The organism is Lysinibacillus sp. Y5S-8 (genome assembly GCF_036894365.1).
GTDB lineage: Bacteria > Bacillota > Bacilli > Bacillales_A > Planococcaceae > Lysinibacillus > Lysinibacillus fusiformis_D.
The window spans coordinates 3,025,011-3,041,524 of sequence record NZ_CP145889.1 but is presented as its reverse complement, the minus strand read 5'-3'; the positions used below and the strand labels follow the sequence as shown (position 1 = coordinate 3,041,524).

The 16,514-nt window shown below is 37.9% G+C and carries 16 protein-coding genes; 11 read left to right on the top strand and 5 right to left on the bottom strand.

Annotation, left to right across the window (positions count from 1 at the left end; all coding sequences use genetic code 11):
- Positions 1–13: 13 nt before the first annotated feature.
- Both vrrA and V6670_RS14730 read right to left on the bottom strand, forming a co-directional pair.
- Entirely contained in the window at positions 14–514 is a 501-nt protein-coding gene (gene vrrA, locus V6670_RS14735) for a VrrA/YqfQ family protein (RefSeq protein WP_338651498.1), read from the bottom strand.
- A gap of 267 nt (positions 515–781) precedes the next feature.
- The gene (locus V6670_RS14730) at positions 782–1,837 is read right to left on the bottom strand and encodes a 2,3-butanediol dehydrogenase (protein WP_141905083.1); all 1,056 of its coding nucleotides are present in this window, start codon (positions 1,835–1,837) and stop codon (positions 782–784) included.
- A gap of 293 nt (positions 1,838–2,130) precedes the next feature.
- Here V6670_RS14730 and V6670_RS14725 point away from each other — a divergent pair, with 293 nt between their 5' ends.
- Both V6670_RS14725 and V6670_RS14720 read left to right on the top strand, forming a co-directional pair.
- Entirely contained in the window at positions 2,131–3,432 is a 1,302-nt protein-coding gene (locus V6670_RS14725; protein WP_338654643.1) for a DEAD/DEAH box helicase, read from the top strand.
- A 12-nt stretch (positions 3,433–3,444) separates the two neighbouring features.
- On the top strand, positions 3,445–4,338 hold the full coding sequence (locus V6670_RS14720; RefSeq protein ID WP_141905082.1) for a deoxyribonuclease IV: 894 nt from the start codon (positions 3,445–3,447) through the stop codon (positions 4,336–4,338).
- Positions 4,339–4,403: 65 nt separating this feature from the next.
- Here V6670_RS14720 and V6670_RS14715 read toward each other — a convergent pair whose 3' ends face one another.
- Positions 4,404–4,640, bottom strand: coding sequence for an endonuclease IV (locus V6670_RS14715; RefSeq protein ID WP_036120418.1), 237 nt, complete (start codon positions 4,638–4,640; stop codon positions 4,404–4,406).
- Positions 4,641–4,807: 167 nt separating this feature from the next.
- On the opposite strand from V6670_RS14715, the gene V6670_RS14710 reads away from it, so the two are divergent.
- The 3 genes from V6670_RS14710 to V6670_RS14700 are packed head-to-tail and all read left to right on the top strand — an operon-like array spanning position 4,808 to position 6,857.
- Positions 4,808–5,554, top strand: a complete 747-nt coding sequence (locus V6670_RS14710; RefSeq protein WP_036120413.1) for an ABC transporter ATP-binding protein — start codon at positions 4,808–4,810, stop codon at positions 5,552–5,554.
- A gap of 14 nt (positions 5,555–5,568) precedes the next feature.
- On the top strand, positions 5,569–6,429 hold the full coding sequence (locus V6670_RS14705) for a metal ABC transporter permease (protein ID WP_141905081.1): 861 nt from the start codon (positions 5,569–5,571) through the stop codon (positions 6,427–6,429).
- The gene (locus V6670_RS14700; protein ID WP_004227247.1) at positions 6,429–6,857 is read left to right on the top strand and encodes a Fur family transcriptional regulator; all 429 of its coding nucleotides are present in this window, start codon (positions 6,429–6,431) and stop codon (positions 6,855–6,857) included. The genes V6670_RS14705 and V6670_RS14700 overlap by 1 nt, the downstream gene beginning before the upstream one ends.
- Before the next feature lie 64 nt (positions 6,858–6,921).
- Here the strand turns inward: V6670_RS14700 and V6670_RS14695 are convergent, their stop codons facing one another.
- On the bottom strand, positions 6,922–7,281 hold the full coding sequence (locus V6670_RS14695) for a hypothetical protein (RefSeq protein WP_036120408.1): 360 nt from the start codon (positions 7,279–7,281) through the stop codon (positions 6,922–6,924).
- 274 nt (positions 7,282–7,555) lie between these two features.
- Positions 7,556–8,644: a 3-phosphoserine/phosphohydroxythreonine transaminase gene (serC, locus tag V6670_RS14690; protein ID WP_141905080.1), complete on the bottom strand. Its 1,089-nt coding sequence runs from the start codon at positions 8,642–8,644 to the stop codon at positions 7,556–7,558.
- 415 nt (positions 8,645–9,059) lie between these two features.
- Between serC and V6670_RS14685 the strand changes: the two genes are divergently transcribed.
- From V6670_RS14685 to V6670_RS14660, 6 genes are all read left to right on the top strand, one after another.
- The gene (locus V6670_RS14685; RefSeq protein WP_141905079.1) at positions 9,060–9,596 is read left to right on the top strand and encodes a hydrolase; all 537 of its coding nucleotides are present in this window, start codon (positions 9,060–9,062) and stop codon (positions 9,594–9,596) included.
- A gap of 267 nt (positions 9,597–9,863) precedes the next feature.
- Positions 9,864–10,931, top strand: a complete 1,068-nt coding sequence (locus tag V6670_RS14680; RefSeq protein ID WP_338651497.1) for a hypothetical protein — start codon at positions 9,864–9,866, stop codon at positions 10,929–10,931.
- Complete coding sequence (locus V6670_RS14675; protein WP_141905078.1) at positions 10,912–11,769, top strand: diguanylate cyclase; 858 nt, start codon at positions 10,912–10,914, stop codon at positions 11,767–11,769. The genes V6670_RS14680 and V6670_RS14675 overlap by 20 nt, the downstream gene beginning before the upstream one ends.
- Positions 11,759–13,207, top strand: coding sequence for a DUF2334 domain-containing protein (locus V6670_RS14670; RefSeq protein WP_338651496.1), 1,449 nt, complete (start codon positions 11,759–11,761; stop codon positions 13,205–13,207). Before V6670_RS14675 ends, V6670_RS14670 begins: the two co-directional genes overlap by 11 nt.
- On the top strand, positions 13,200–14,471 hold the full coding sequence (locus tag V6670_RS14665) for a glycosyltransferase family 2 protein (protein WP_141905077.1): 1,272 nt from the start codon (positions 13,200–13,202) through the stop codon (positions 14,469–14,471). Before V6670_RS14670 ends, V6670_RS14665 begins: the two co-directional genes overlap by 8 nt.
- The gene (locus tag V6670_RS14660; RefSeq protein WP_338651495.1) at positions 14,471–16,513 is read left to right on the top strand and encodes a cellulose biosynthesis cyclic di-GMP-binding regulatory protein BcsB; all 2,043 of its coding nucleotides are present in this window, start codon (positions 14,471–14,473) and stop codon (positions 16,511–16,513) included. The genes V6670_RS14665 and V6670_RS14660 overlap by 1 nt, the downstream gene beginning before the upstream one ends.
- Position 16,514: the final 1 nt, after the last annotated feature.

The window sequence follows — 16,514 nt, the reverse complement described above, 5'->3', positions numbered from 1 at the left end:
AAGAAACGTTCATTTACATAGGTGGTTGGAAAATACGTGGTTTGGATGGAAGTGGTTCAGCTGGCGTAAATGATGCACTTTGCCTAGATGATCGTCTACTTCCAGTAGCGGCCTTACTATCACTACCTGCTGCTTCAGCGCCAGCTCCAGCTCCAGCGGAAGGAAGTCCTTGGAATCCTTTATATAATTTTAAAAGAGATGGAATATTTTTCACCATCGGCATGGCTTGTTGGATATAAGGGGTATAGGTTTTAGCCGTATTGAATAAACTGTTGGCTTGCTGTAAAAACGAACCGACTTTCGAAGCTTCTTGCACAGGTGGCATCGGCATTTGCCCTCCAAAGGAACCTATTCCATTAGCCATTGGAAAGCCGCCTGGAATTCGTGGTGGAACAGGGAAGCCTCCAGGCGGGAAAAAGGACTGTGGCGACATCTGTGAAGGTGTTGGCATGGGCATGGGCATTCTCATGCCACCCGGATACATAGGGTATGGATAAGGTTGTCGAAATACCATAATGATCTCCTTTCTACTTGTTTTTCATTGATGACATACCTGACTATAGCTATGATATGCAAAGGCTAATAGGAGGGTGCGATATCGATAAATAAAACAACATTGCCAACCGATTCTTATATAAAAAATTAACCGAAACGACATACTCCTTTTTGCTTGTGAGCGTAGTATATGTAGATAAAAAAATTGTGCTACTAACAATGAAGCAACTTAGATAACGAAAAAAACGCCGAGTGTCCACTTCTCGGCGTTTTTCAATCTTCTATATTAAGCTTGAGAATTCACAAGAATTTTAATGTGATTGCGTTCCTTCATTAATGCCTCAAAGCCTTCTGTCACCACTTCATCAAGTGCAATGCGTTTTGTGACAAGCTTGTCCGCAGGGAAGTAACCTTGTGTCATGAGCTCCATTACTGCTGGGAAAATATCACGGTACGCGATAATTCCTTTGACTGAACGCTCTGATAGAACAAGATTGTTTGGTTGAATAGATGCAGTAGACTCCCAAATAGATACGATGATTGTTTCGCCTTCAAAAGTTGTGGAATCAATGGCTTGTTGTAATACCACTGGAACACCTGTTACTTCAAAGGCAACGTCTACGCCGCCGTTTGTTAATTCATGTAGACGCGTAACGGCATCTTCGTCTTTAGGGTTAATTACGGCTGTTGCACCAAGTTCTAAAGCTTTTGCGGCACGCTCTGCTGAAAGCTCTACAGCATATATTTCTGCTGCGCCTGCTGCACGTAATGCTTCGATAACAAGAAGCCCGATTGGACCTGTTCCAAATACAGCCGCTTTGTCGCCAGCTTTCAATTTACTTTGACGTACAGCATGTAATGCAACCGCTGCTGGCTCTACAAGTGCCCCTTGTTCATAAGAAAGACCTTCTGGCATTTTGTGAACCATTTTTTCATCTACCATTGTATATTCAGAGAATCCTCCGCCACCGCCTGATAAACCGTGGAAACCTAGGTGTTTACAAATATTGTATTTCCCTTTTTTACACGCTGCACATTCACCACATGCAAGGATCGGTTCAACAACAACAGGATCTCCCACTTTAACGGATGTTACACCATCGCCAATTTCTACGACTTCTCCTGAGAATTCATGTCCCATAACAATTGGTGCGATATCTTTACTTACATAGTGAGGTTGCTCCACTGGAATAAAGATTGGCCCAGCTGCGTATTCATGTAAATCACTACCACAAATGCCTGTCCAATGTACTTTAATCTTTACTTTTCCAGGTGTGATGACTGGTTCTTCAATGTTTTCTACACGGATGTCTTTTGCTTTATACCATCTTGCTGCTTTCATAATCTATCAACCTCCTATAATATCTTACAGCACCATCATAACATGTGGGAAATATGCTAATCATTAGTTCACTATAAATTGACATAAAAATTACATATTACTAGCGTTTTCGAACATTGTTACAGCGCTTTTTTGATTGCATATTCTGCGTATTTCAAGTACCTTTGATAAGGGCTTTGTTACGGTGATTATAAAACACTAAAATTATGTTTATGCTTGTAAGAAATAGGACGTAAATATACCTTAAAGTTCGAATCATGGTACAATGAAAAAGATGTTAGGAGGAACGAATGATGTCAAAATATACTGATTATAATTTTCAGCCATTTTTGCAGGACGCCATTGCAAAACTTGGCTTTACAGAACCGACACCAATTCAAAAAGAAATTATTCCACTTTTATTAAAAGGGAAGAGTGCCATTGGACAGGCACATACGGGAACAGGGAAAACACATAGTTTTTTAATTCCAATTGTTCAACGTATTGATGCAGAAAAAGAGGAAGTACAGGCCGTTATTACTTCCCCTACACGAGAGCTGGCACAGCAAATTTTTGATGCTTTAAATCAATTAATAGAAGGAACTGCAATTCAAGCGAAACTATTTATTGGGGGTACGGACAAACAACGCTCCATTGATAAATTAAAAACACAACCTCAAATTGTTGTTGGAACACCTGGACGTATTCGTGATCTTGTTTCAGCACAAGCGTTATTTGTGCATACGGCACCAATGTTAGTTGTCGATGAAGCGGATTTAGCTTTCGATATGGGCTTCATAGAAGAGATTGATGGATTTGCTTCACAGATGCCAGAAAAGCTTGAAATGTATGTTTTTTCTGCAACGATTCCAGAAAAACTTCAGCCATTTTTAAAGAAATATATGGAAGCTCCAGTGCACATCCATATGAATGATAAACGACCAGTGGCAGAAGGTATCGATTTTGTACTTGTGCCAGTGCGCTCAAAATCTCGTAACAAACGTTTATTAGAAGTCATTGAAGGTATCAATCCGTTTTTAGCCGTTATTTTTACCAACACACGTAAAACGGCAGAGCATGTTGCTGGTTATTTAAATGAGCATGGCATCCGTTGTGGCCAAATTCATGGCGATTTAAGTCCACGTGATCGTAAAAAGATGATGAAGCAAATTCGTGAACTCGACTATCAATACATTGTTGCTACTGATTTAGCGGCACGTGGTATTGATATTCAAGGAATTTCTCATGTTATTAACTATGAAATTCCAGAGGACTTGGAATTCTTCATTCACCGAGTTGGACGTACAGCACGTGCAGGCAATAAAGGAACAGCCATTACTTTATTTGAGCCATCTGATGAGGATGCAGTAGTTCGTGTCGAAAAAATGGGCATTCCATTTGTGCAAAAAGACGTAAAAGATGGCGAATGGTCTGAGTTAAAAGAACGTCACGCACGTAAAAACCGCGTGAAGCAAGAGAATGAAATCGATGTGAAAGCAAAAGCGTTAGTGCGTAAGCCTAAAAAAGTTAAACCTGGCTATAAACGTAATATGAAATGGGAAATGGAAAAAATAAAAAAACGTGAACGTCGCTTAAAAGCACGAGGTAAAAAATAAGGGGGCTTTTACATGTTACTTGGCTCACATGTTTCGATGAGTGGGAAAGAAATGCTGCTTGGCTCTAGTAAAGAGGCACTATCTTATGGTGCTAATACATTTATGATTTATACAGGAGCTCCGCAAAATACGCGTCGTAAAGCCATTGCGGATTTAAACATTATGAATGGTCTCCTGCATATGAAAGAGCACGGCATGACGAATATTGTTGTGCATGCACCTTATATTATTAATATCGGCAACACAGAAAAACCAGAAACATTCCGCCTTGGGGTTGATTTTCTACAATCTGAAATTGAACGTACAGCAGCACTGGAAGCAACGCAAATTGTTTTGCATCCTGGTGCTCACGTCGGTGCTGGTGCTGACGCTGGGATTGCGAAAATTATTGAAGGCTTAAATGAGGTATTAACACAAGACTATCCCGTTCAAATTGCTTTAGAAACAATGGCAGGGAAAGGGACAGAATGTGGACGCTCCTTTGAAGAGCTTGCGAAAATTATAGATGGCGTCACTCATAACGAACGTCTTTCTGTATGCTTCGATACTTGTCATACACATGATGCTGGCTATAATATTGTGGAAGATTTTGATGGTGTATTAAACGAATTTGATAAAATTATCGGTGTGGATCGCATTAAAGTCTTGCATATTAATGATTCAAAAAATGTGCGAGGTGCTGGTAAAGACCGTCACGAAAATATTGGCTTTGGTCATATTGGCTTTGATGCCCTAAACTATGTGGTGCACCATCCGCAATTGATGAATGTTCCTAAAATTTTAGAAACACCATTTGTGCCGCTAAATAGTGATGCAAAATCTAAGGTAGCTCCGTATAAAGTTGAAATTGAAATGTTACGAAGTGGTACATTTAAGCCTGAGCATATTGAAGCGTTAAAAGGTTAATACCCGATATGGAGCAAGATAAAGAAGCCCGAAATCAGTATAGTACACTGATTTCGGGCTTCTTTTTACTTTGTAAACAATGCGATGAGTTGACGAGAGCGCTTTCTTCCTAAAACCGCCTCAACTTCTACTAGAATGTCCTTTGGAATGCCTAAAAAAAGCCAAGAAAATGAGAATTGCTCCAAATAAGGTCGAAGTTTTTTGACTTCCGAAGTCGTAATGTTAAAGCCTTCTTCACGAGCAATCGCGACAATTTCCTTATCTGTGCTTTGTGACAATTGCTGTAAAAATTGAATACTCAAAGTCAATCCTCCTTTATCGCGTTTTATTTTCATGACATCATGTACACACACGCAATCAGTCCATTCGAAAAAGCATCCATCTTCTTTTCTTTACAAAAACTGCACTTTCCTTTATACTTACAATTTGTAAATCGTAATGATTTTGAATTAGAAAGAAGCGATCATGCATGAAAACAACACTTATTGATATTGAAAATGTGTCATTTCAATATGACTATACACACGTTTTAAAAAACATTTCTTTTCGTGTAGAAGAGGGTGATTTTTTAGCACTTCTCGGTCCGAATGGTTCTGGGAAATCAACACTATTAAAAATCATTTTAGGTTTATTAAAGCCTTTGTCTGGAGAAATAAAATTATTTGGTGAACCAAGTGCAACCTTCAAGCATCGTGAATGGATTGGCTATGTTTCTCAAAAATCTAATGCCTTTAATTCTGGATTCCCAGCAACTGTGCAAGAGGTCGTGAAAAGTGGATTAACGAAAAAAATAGGGCTCTTTAAAAGACCAGGGCGAGATGCTAAAGGGAAAGTTCAAGCAGCTTTAAAAGCAGTTGGCATGGATGCTTTTATGCATCGTAACATTGGCGAGCTATCTGGTGGACAACAACAACGCGTCTTTATTGCAAGAGCTTTAGTTAGTGATCCAAAATTACTCATTTTAGATGAGCCAACTGTCGGCATTGATCATGAGAATGTGCAGTCATTTTATGATATGCTGGCGAAATTGAATCGGGAACAAGGAATTACCATGATTCTTGTCACACACGATGTCGATACGGTATCGAATCGCATTAGCCATGTGGCATGTTTAAATCAAACCATTCACTTCCACGGCTATAAAAATGACTTTGATAATATCTCCCAGGATGCGCTAGACGCTTGGTATGGTCATTCCGTGAGAAAGATTCATTAGAAGGAGTAGGCACCATGATTGAAGCAATTTTAAACTATGAATTTTTACAAAATGCCTTTTTCTCTGGATTATTAATTGGCATTCTTGCTCCATTATTAGGTGTGTTTATTGTTGTACGAAGGTTATCCTTAATTGCGGACGCTTTGTCACATGTAACACTTGCAGGAATTGCGGGGAGCTTATATATCAGTCAATCTGTAACAGCCTTAGCCATGCTTAATCCTATTTATCTAGGAATACTAGCCTCTGTTAGTGGCTCTATTTTAATTGAACGTCTAAGACGTTTGTATAAGCACTATGAGGAGTTGGCCATTCCAATCATTATGTCAGGTGGTATCGGCATTAGTGCCATCTTTATCTCACTGGCTAGTGGCTTTAGCACCGATTTAATGAGCTATTTATTTGGCTCGGTATCTGCAGTGTCACGCCAAGACTTATGGGTTGTAATCGGAATTGCAGCTGTTGTCATTGTCTTTTTGTTTTTATTTTTTAAAGAATTATTTGTTTTATCTTTCGATGAGGAATATGCAAAAGCTAGTGGACTGCCGGCACGTTGGGTTCATCTTTTATTTATGATTGTGACAGCACTTGTCATTGCAGCAAGTATGCGTATAGTAGGTATTTTACTTGTGTCATCATTAATGACGTTACCTGTTGCAGCTGCAATGCGCTTGGCAAAGGGCTTTAAGCAAACGATCATCTATGCTATCATCTTTGGAGAAACGGCTGTCTTAATTGGTCTAATTAGTGCCTTTTATATGGATTTAGCGCCGGGTGGTACGATTGTTGTCACTTCGATTTTGATTTTGTTACTGGTAATCCTAGGAAAGAAAGTAGCATTTAAAATGGCTGCAAGGCAGGGGGAGGTAGCGTAATGAATATTTCAAGAGCGTGGGAAATATTAAAGGAAAATGGCTATAAAAAAACAGATAAACGGGAGTTAATATTAGATATGTTTGCAGCAACAGATAAATATCTAACAGCCCGTGATTTATTGGATGTTTTAAAAAAAGATTTCCCGGGGATGAGTTTTGATACCATTTATCGTAACCTTGCTACTTTTGTGAAACTTGGGATATTAGAAGAAACAGAGCTATCTGGGGAACGTAATTTCCGTATGCACTGTGAATCTGCGCATCATCACCATCATTTTATCTGTATGGATTGTGGCAACGTCAAAGAGCTTAATCTTTGTCCAATGGAAATGTTAGGTGAAAAATTGCCTGACTATGAAATTGAAAATCATAAGTTCGAAATATATGGGAAATGCCCAGATTGTAAGCATGAAACTCTGTCACATTAAATGTTGACAGAGTTTTTTTCTATGTAAGAAGAGGGTGCCTGTATAGGGCTACCCTCTAAATTGATTAAGCTACTGCTACTCTACGGATCGCAACAATTTTATTACAATCTACAATTAAAGGAGAAGCAGGTGCTGCACCTGGCTCAAGGAAGTATGCACAGCAAGTTCGTGGATCGAAGGAAATGAAAGTCACACCTAAGAAGCTAATACCTCCAGATAAGAAGATATCTAGTGTAGTAGCAAGCTCTAATTTTCTTAATTGTTGACAAATACAACTTCTACAGTTGCTGCTCATTCTTGGTGTACATTTTTCCTCTTTTTGACAAGGACATTTCTCAACTTTACGTTGACAGCATTTTTCAACCTTTTTAGGACATTTACAGCCTTGCCAGTTCATCTGTGTCGTATATCGTTTATCTTCCATCGTCTAGACCTCCCTTCCTCTAGTTTCGTAAGGGTAACCCTTACACTAATAATCTATGTTTGGTGCATAACTAGAGGCTGGCGATATGTCCGATAGGCAGCTTAAAAATCTATATTTTTCTCAAAATCTTTTGCATTGTGTAAAGCCCTAAGCTGAAAAATTGCTATAAATATCTAATTCAAATGATTTGTATGAGGATAGATTTGCATGATTTTTTTAAACAAAAAACGACGAGTCATTACAGAAACGTAATTCGTCGTCGTTTAGTATAAGTCTATTGATGTTTTTGTTGGAACGCTACCATGAAATCTCGTAAAGCCTCACAAGCCTCAAGAGGCACTGCATTGTAAGTGGAAGCACGACAGCCACCTACAGATCGATGCCCGTTTAGCCCTACAAAGCCTGCTGCCTTCGCCTCTGCAAGGAATTGCTTTTCAAGCTCCTCATCTGCAACACGGAATGTAATGTTCATTAAAGAACGGCTATCTGAAGCCGCATGACCTTTGTAGAAGCCATTACTATTGTCAATGGCATCATAAATCACTTTGGCCTTTAATTCATTGTGTTTTTCAATTGCAGCTACGCCACCTTTAGCTTCTACCCACTTTAACACCTCTCCTAGCATATAGATACCAAATGTTGGTGGAGTATTATACAGTGAATTACTATCAGCGTGTGTTGTGTATTTCAGCATTGTTGGGATATTTTTATTGGCTTTCTCAAGCAGATCTTTGCGAATAATGACGACCGTTACCCCTGATGGACCAAGGTTTTTTTGAGCGCCTGCATAGATGATTCCGAATTTTTCAATATCCACTGGTTTTGACAGAATATCACTAGACATATCGGCAATTAATGGAACATTTCCTGTGTCAGGATAATTTCTCCATTGTGTACCGTAGATCGTATTATTCGATGTGATGTGTACATAGGCATCATCTTCATTGAATTGAATGTCTGCTAAAGCAGGAATATTGCGGTATTGGTTTTCTTTTGTGCTTGCAGCTTCAACAGGTGTACCAAACAATTTCGCTTCCTTAAAAGCTTTCTCAGACCATGAGCCTGATAATACATAGCTAGCTTTTTGCTCAGTTGTTAAGAAGTTCATAGGAATCATTGTAAATTGAAGACTTGCGCCACCTTGTAAAAATAGCACCTCATAGTTTTCTGGAATGGCATAAAGTTTTTTTAATAAAGCAATGGCTTCGTTATGTACTTTGTCGAAAATGGCACTACGGTGACTCATTTCCATAATGGACATACCTGAATCACGGAAGTTTACTAATTGCTCTTGAGCTTTTTCTAATACTTCTTGTGGTAGTGCAGATGGACCTGCGTTGAAATTGTATGCACGTTGTGTCAAAGTGGTACACTCCTTGTTTGGTTAATAACAGAACTTTACTGGATTATACCCCAATTTTCAAGAGAAAAAATAAAATTCTTAATATTTGAGCAGAATAGCGACAGACTCGCAACAAAATGGTCACATTTAAGTCTGTTTTGAAGGTTAAATACGAATGAAAAGAAGTTTTGGTCAAATAAATAAGTTATATATTTCGCGATTTATACATATTATTGTGATTTAATTCATGCAATGTTCGTGTTTAAAGTTATGTGAATTATTCTACTATTATAGATAAAATGTATAAAAAGCACCAAAACAAGCAAAATCGATTGCAGTACTATCTATTTTTGAAGAAAGGAACTTCTTAATTTACGACAGGTAAAGCAAGATTTTGTATAATCATAAGAGAGAATAGGAAAAAGAGGTGTTCAAAATGTTTACAGTAGAGAAAGCTTGTTTAGTCGTTGTGGACGTACAAGGAAAGTTAGCGACAATTGTGGATGACAGTGAAGCGATGATTGACAATGTAGCAAAGTTGGTACAAGCCATGCAAGCACTTGAAGTACCTATTTTATGGCTCGAACAAAATCCAAGTCGTTTAGGTGGAACAGCACTGGATATAGCCCAGCATTTACAAGGGCAACCCATTGCTAAAATGGCTTTTAGTGCTTGCCAGGAAGAGGCATTTGTGGAGGCGATGAAGGAAAGCGGACGTTCACAATTTATTGTCACAGGTATCGAAACACATATATGTGTGTACCAAACGGCGAGACAATTGAAGGAACAAGGATTTGAAGTGGAAGTTGTGGTAGATGCTGTGTCTTCTCGAACAAAGGCAAATAAAGAAATCGGGCTAACTAAGATGAATGCACTTGGTATTTATCCAACGAGCACAGAGATGATTATATACGAGCTGTTACAACGTGCAGACCATGAACATTTTAAAACAATTTTACAGTTAGTGAAGTAAAAGGAAGCTAAAATTGAAACAATTGGTCTGGAACATGCAATCTTTGTAATAACAATTTTTGTTTTTAATAATAATGTACAAAAATATAATGATTTTATATAAATATGGTAGATGTTCGGTGGGTCTATAGACCTTTTTCGGACATCTTTTTTTTATGAAAACAGATACGCGTAGGACACTACTCTTATAAAAGCTTCGCCATTCTAATTATTGTATACTATAATAAAAAGGCGGGATTTCATTATAGGGAAATAACGATTAATGAGGATGATGACAATGCGTAAAAATGATAAATGGTTGCTGTTTATAGGTAGTGTTGTTCTTTTTTTGATTAGTTGTACGGCGAAAGAAGTGACTGTTCAAAAAGAACCTCTTTCACCAACGGAACAGTTTGTTATCCAAGATTTACTGAATGATAAAGGGTTGTTAAGCACAGATTTAACAAACCAAAAGGATTTATTTTTATCAGAATCAGTAGGGTTATGGCTTGCGTACCTATTAGAAAAAGACGATCAAGCTCGTTTCAATGACCAGGTGAATGTCATGAAATCCTATTTTTTAACAAATGATATGATTGTCTGGAGAATAGAGGGCTCAAAAAAAGCTACGGTAAACGCCCTGATTGATGATTTACGAATCATTCGTGTTTTACTGGAAGCAGGTGAGAAATGGCATGATTCGTCTTACATACAATTGGGTAAAAACATGGGAGATCAGTTAGTTCAATATGGGATGAATCAAAATCTATTTGTCGATTATGTGGATGTTTATACCCATGATAAAGCCCAGACACTAACAATCAGCTATATTATGCCTTCTGCTTTCAAAGAAATGGAAAAATATAATGTGTTATCACAACAACAAGTTCAGCATCAGTTAGCAATTTTGCAAAATGCGCCACTCGCTGAGGCAGGGTTTTTTCCAAAATATTATGATATTCCATCTAAAAGCTATGTGTTTGACGAAGAGCTACACATGATTGATCAATTGTATACGGCTTATCATCTAGCTTCAATGAATAGAGATACAGCCGCATTTAAAAACTGGCTGTTAAACCTTCTAAAAAGAGACGATAAATTGTATGGTCGATACAATGCACAAACAAATGAACCAATAGTTAGCTACGAATCACCAGCCGTTTATGCAATGGCAGCTCGCTATATGATTGCCTTAAACGAGCAGCAATTAGCACAACAATTCATCGAAAAAATGTCAGCTTTGAAAGACCCTACAACAGGCTATGTTGATAAAAAAACGCAGTCAACGCATAGTTTTGATAATTTACTACCACTATTAGCAGAAAGGGAGGTAGAAAATGCGTACAACAATGACTAAAAATAGAGCGATTTTGGTATATGGAACCATTCTTATTTTACTCTTGCAAATACCTGCTTATTTTTTATTACGACAGGATGTTGAAGGCTTATTACTATACATGTTTTTAATGCTCTTACTTGTTCTCACCCTTTGGAGAGGGACGGTATTTGGGCTTATCAGTAGCCTTGTATTTATTTTTATTACAGGATCAACACTTCTCTATACAGGAATATCTGGATCCATGACATTTTTAAATCCTACCTTCTCTATGCAGATATTTTTCATATATGGCATCATATTACTGCTACTCATTCTTTGTGCTGGTAAGATGCATGAATTAATGAAAGAACAGGAAAACTATTTAAAAAAACTGCAAGAAGATGTTAGAAAATATGTGGCGATTGATGTTGAAACTGGGTTTGATAATGAAACACGTATGTACATTAGTGTCAATGAGGAGATGCGAAGAGCGGATCGACATAAGCATACCTTTGTTTTTATGGTGTTGAAGATTGAAAATTATCGCAAGTTCCAACAACTTTATGGAGCGAAAGAAGTCCAACATTTATGGCAACAGCTCTCGCAAAGAATTCAACAAACTGTCAGACAGACAGATAAAAAATTTCGATTTCGTGAAGACCATATCGGCTTACTGCTAATTGATACGACGGATGAGCATATGGAAGTCATTTATGACAAATTGGACCAAGCTTTAAAAAATCACCAATTGTTAAATGAAAAGTGGGTGACGCTCCGTTATAAAACAAGCTTTTTTACCTATCATCCACTGAAAGAGTCAACATTTGATGAATTATTAGAAGAATTGGAAAGAGAGATGAAAACAAGTGCGCTCTAACTATCGTTTATGGTTCGCCATTGGCATGCTTTGTTTTTATACTTTCATTAACCAAGAGTTGGTCTTTGCAGCAGGTGCTAACAAGGACGTGGCTTTGATCTACGTCACAAGTAACCAACAGCCAAATGAGGATGTAATCGCATTGCAAGCCATATTGCAGAGTTACACATCAGTAGATGTTGTTGCTATAGAAGATGTAAACAAACAAAAGCTGCAACCATACAAACGCGTCGTTGTAATGAACGCCTATCAAACAAAACTTCCTCCACAAGCACTGTCTGCACTGAATCAATTCAAAGGGTTCGTACTGTTGATTGGTGACAATGCGCTTCAATTTGCACCCTTTTCCAAATGGCAGGAAGGTCCAGTCGTGGAACTTAGAGCGATAGGAGAAGAAAGTTTATACAGCCCTGTGCGGTGGAACAGTATACTACCAACTGATGATTCAAAAATAATCGTGAGGGCTTCATCAGTAAACCAGTCCTATCCTTTTATCATCAGCAAGGATAAATGGACATTTATTGGAAAATTCATCAATAAAGATACATGGTCCTATCAATGGCCTGCTATCATAGGCGAGCTTTTACAATTGCCCAAGCCACAGATACATCCTGGCTATATTGTGTTAACAGATATTAATATGAAAACAGATGTGCAAAAGTTAGAAGAGGTAGTGAAGGCATTTTCTAAGAAAAGAATACCCATTGCTCTTGAAGTCACACCCATTTTGATGGATGAGCATGAAAAAAAATCCTATCCCTTGCACGACAATAAAAAATTATTAAGTTATTTGCAACAATTACAAACGAAAGATTATCCATTTATTCTTTCATCTTTCACCACTATTCCAACTGAAAGAAGTCTTGATTATTTAGCACTTCGTAAAATTTACCCTACAGTAAACAATGGTGATAGTTCCTTATTTAAAGGGAGTATACAACAAGGAAATCAACAACTATATCTATCGAAAACTGACAATGGCATCATTTACCCGATGACAGTCGGGTCTATTGCCAATACGGACCATCTTCCTTTATATCCTGTCCAACAGGAAATAGAACGATTATTAAAAGTGCCTAGCTCCATCATTGGTATTCAATATCCAGCCTATTTAAATGCTTCCTATGTAGAGGATCTTGTGGCTTATTTAAGTGAACATCCACAAATCGAGTTTTTCGATTTCCGTCATACGAAACAGCAAGTAACGTCAGAGAACGTTTCGATTGTGCAGGATGAAAAGGGTGAACAAACCATTCACTTATCGTTTTCTAAATTAGAACGATTAAATATTTCATTTGATGAACGACCATTTGAGTTAATATTATGGGCACTCGTTTTCATTGTTTCCCTGTTTGTTACATTATTTTTTATAAGTACCTTACGTTTACGTATCACATTACGTAAGAGATTATTTGAGGAGAGGAAAACAAATGGCTAATACATTATTTTTTATTTCACTTTTCCTCATTTGGATCATGCTACTCTATCATATGTTTTTAATGGAGGGTGGTTATTTACACTTTCGTACATTTGAAAAACCGATTGATGAATGGGCTAAAAAAATGGACAAAGTTCCTTCTGTTAGTGTCTTTATCCCTGCTCACAATGAAGCGCTCGTGATCGACCAGACACTAAGGGCCATGTCTCGTTTATATTATCCTAAAGATCAACTAGAGGTGATTGTCATTAATGATAATTCCTCTGATGAAACAGGTGCGATTGCAGAGCAATACGCTAAGAAATTTCCATTTATTCGTGTGATTGAAACAGTAGAGCCGAACAAGGGGAAAGGGAAATCCTCTGCGTTAAATTCGGCACTTGCTGATTCAACAGGCGATATCGTAGTGGTCTATGATGCTGATAATACGCCTGAACGGATGGCAGTTTGGTATTTAGTGATGGGATTAATAAATGATCCGAAAGCAGCTGCTACGGTAGGGAAGTTTCGTGTTATCAACGCGGCGGAAACTTGGTTGACACGCTTTATTAATATTGAAACGATATGTTTCCAATGGATGGCTCAGGGAGGGCGTTGGAAATGGTTTAAGGTGGCTACCATACCTGGCACTAATTTTGCTATCCGGCGCACCGTTTTAGAGCAATTAGGTGGTTGGGATGTAAAAGCATTAGCGGAAGATACAGAGCTGACCATTCGCGTTTATAATTTAGGCTACCACATCCGCTTTTTTCCAAAGGCTATTACATGGGAGCAAGAGCCAGAAACATTAAAAGTATGGTGGAAGCAACGCACAAGGTGGGCAAGGGGCAATCAATATGTAGTGCTAAAGTTCTTGAGTCAATTTTTCACCTTAAAAAGAAAAAGTATTATGTTTGATTTATTTTACTTCTTCTTTACGTATTTCTTATTTTTCTTTGGTGTTATATTATCCAATGCCTTGTTCATCATTAATTTATTTTATGATATTGGTTTGACCGTTGGCGATATTGCCCTTGTTTTATGGGTGTTAGCGTTTTTACTTTTCCTAGGTGAAGTTATGATTACTTTAAGTATTGAAAAAACAGAAATGCATCGAAAAAATTTCTTCTATGTCATACTTATGTATTTTACCTATTCGCAAATGTGGATTGTGCTAGTCGTTTGGTCATTACTATTAGAAATAAAACGCATGTTTACAGGACAGGAAGTTCAATGGTATAAAACAGAGCGTTTTTCCAAGCAATCAGATAAAGGAGCAGAATAATGAGAACCAAATTCTTCTATTCATTGTTATTTTGTATTGGTTTTTTATGTTTTGCTAACGATGCAGTTGCGGCAACCATTACCGTGGATGACAACATAATTGCAATAGAAGGCAATCAACAGCAGAAAAAGCCGTTATTAGCACAGCCAATCGAATTACAGGGGCCTTCTTCGTCCAGAGATTTTTACTACAATTTAACTGAGGATGTTCCCTCAAATAATCAACAAGTGACATTTCAAATTCAGCATTCAGAGCTATTGATAGCACCGTCCTCCTTCACGGTGAAAGTGGATGATGTAGCACTTAAAACAGTGCCATTGAGAGCCGATTTATTAAAACAAACTGTTACGGTCAATCTTCCAAAAGAAGCACTGTTACAAGGTTCACATAAAATAACAGCTAGTTTTTATGGCATTCTGAAAGAAGGGATTTGCGTCGCTCCAGGCAATGCAGGGAATTGGTTACGCATCGAAATATTATCATCTATTTCAGCATTCAGTGAGGAAAGTCAGGTAGGGTCCTTAACAAGTTATCCTGCTGCATTTTTAGGTTATGAGGGCTATGTCACAACGGTTGTTTTACCGAAGCAGGCCTCTGAAGCCACATTAAACAGTGGCTATCAACTTGCTGCTTTTTTATCCGAACATGGTGATATAGATGTACAGATTAAACGAGAAGATGCTGTTAGTAAAGTGTCAGGTCCAATCATTATCGTCGGGGCGAAAACCGAATTTAGTACAAGCCTATTGAAAAAAATAGTAGACAACATAAGTGTTACGGATGATGCAATGACACTGACAATGCAGGAACTTTTGAATACAGACTCTAATCGAAAAGTTCAACTTTTAGTGGTAACCTCTTCGAATGCTCAAGCGATACAGGATCGACTATCATTTTTAACCGAAGCAAGACTATTCGAGCAATTAATCGGTAATACAGTAGCGATTAAAGATGTACCGACAGTGGAACAGACATCCGACACAACGATTCCATTCCAGCAATTTGGCTTTGAGGACCGACTTTTATCTAGTCAAGCCACAATGACACCTCATTATTATGTTTCCTTGCCGCAACTAGAGGCAAATAAAGAAGCGACGATGCGATTGATCTTAAAAAAATCTGCTACTATACCGAGCAGTAAAGAGGACGAGGATCGAAAATTAGAATTGATTGCTTATATTAATAATGTGCCACATGCTGTAGATTTACGAAAATTAGAACAAACAACATCAGATATGTACGAGGCGATCATACCGATCCAAACCAACGTGCTTAACAAGCAATCGATGACAGATCTTCAATTTGAGGTAACGGGCTTCCAACTTGAAGATCCGTGTGAAACAACTAATGAGCGGTATTGGCTGTATATTGATAGTGACAGCACATTATCCATAGTAAAAGATACAGCAGAGCCAACCTTTACATTACGTGATTTCCCCAATGCCTTTCATGAAAATACGTTAATGGTCATCCCTAGTAACGAAAATATGGATGATACAAAAATGGTGTCGCTTTATAAAGCATTAATGATGAATGGAAAAATGGCGCAAATCACACTGATGAAGGACAAAAATGTCACAAAGGAAAAGTTACAAAAGCATGCAGTTATTTTTACGGGAGATATGGAGCATCTGACATGGCTGTCACAACATGCTACCACGTTTCCGCATACAACTGAGCAGTTCATCAAACAAGGGTTTTTACCTGAGGCTATTGGTCAATATGCATTTATAACAAAAAATTTCTGGCAAGTTAATGAGCCGTTACTATGGATTCATTCATTTGGAGATACTCCCATAACGGGAGACTTTTATAGCCATTTAAAAGAGACGAATTCACAGATAGCTGCTGCGATTGAAACAAAAGAAGGACAATTTGTAGTGGCAGTGAATCAGCATGCTAATAACGGCGTTATAAACGTAGATAAAAAAGGTGAGATCTCCTATGTCTTAATTGCGGAATTTGTAGGGCTGATTATTGTCATCGCAGTGATTCTCTATATCATTCTTCGTAAAAGGAAGAAAAATCAATTGAAAAAATAAA

What these genes read in the sequence shown, in the direction of transcription:
- vrrA (WP_338651498.1), bottom strand. Translation starts at nt 514, where the DNA reads ATGGTATTTCGACAACCTTATCCATACCCTATGTATCCGGGTGGCATG.
- V6670_RS14730 (WP_141905083.1), bottom strand. Translation starts at nt 1,837, where the DNA reads ATGAAAGCAGCAAGATGGTATAAAGCAAAAGACATCCGTGTAGAAAAC.
- V6670_RS14725 (WP_338654643.1), top strand. Translation starts at nt 2,131, where the DNA reads ATGTCAAAATATACTGATTATAATTTTCAGCCATTTTTGCAGGACGCC.
- V6670_RS14720 (WP_141905082.1), top strand. Translation starts at nt 3,445, where the DNA reads ATGTTACTTGGCTCACATGTTTCGATGAGTGGGAAAGAAATGCTGCTT.
- V6670_RS14710 (WP_036120413.1), top strand. Translation starts at nt 4,808, where the DNA reads ATGAAAACAACACTTATTGATATTGAAAATGTGTCATTTCAATATGAC.
- V6670_RS14705 (WP_141905081.1), top strand. Translation starts at nt 5,569, where the DNA reads ATGATTGAAGCAATTTTAAACTATGAATTTTTACAAAATGCCTTTTTC.
- V6670_RS14700 (WP_004227247.1), top strand. Translation starts at nt 6,429, where the DNA reads ATGAATATTTCAAGAGCGTGGGAAATATTAAAGGAAAATGGCTATAAA.
- V6670_RS14695 (WP_036120408.1), bottom strand. Translation starts at nt 7,281, where the DNA reads ATGGAAGATAAACGATATACGACACAGATGAACTGGCAAGGCTGTAAA.
- V6670_RS14685 (WP_141905079.1), top strand. Translation starts at nt 9,060, where the DNA reads ATGTTTACAGTAGAGAAAGCTTGTTTAGTCGTTGTGGACGTACAAGGA.
- V6670_RS14680 (WP_338651497.1), top strand. Translation starts at nt 9,864, where the DNA reads ATGATGACAATGCGTAAAAATGATAAATGGTTGCTGTTTATAGGTAGT.
- V6670_RS14675 (WP_141905078.1), top strand. Translation starts at nt 10,912, where the DNA reads ATGCGTACAACAATGACTAAAAATAGAGCGATTTTGGTATATGGAACC.
- V6670_RS14665 (WP_141905077.1), top strand. Translation starts at nt 13,200, where the DNA reads ATGGCTAATACATTATTTTTTATTTCACTTTTCCTCATTTGGATCATG.
- V6670_RS14660 (WP_338651495.1), top strand. Translation starts at nt 14,471, where the DNA reads ATGAGAACCAAATTCTTCTATTCATTGTTATTTTGTATTGGTTTTTTA.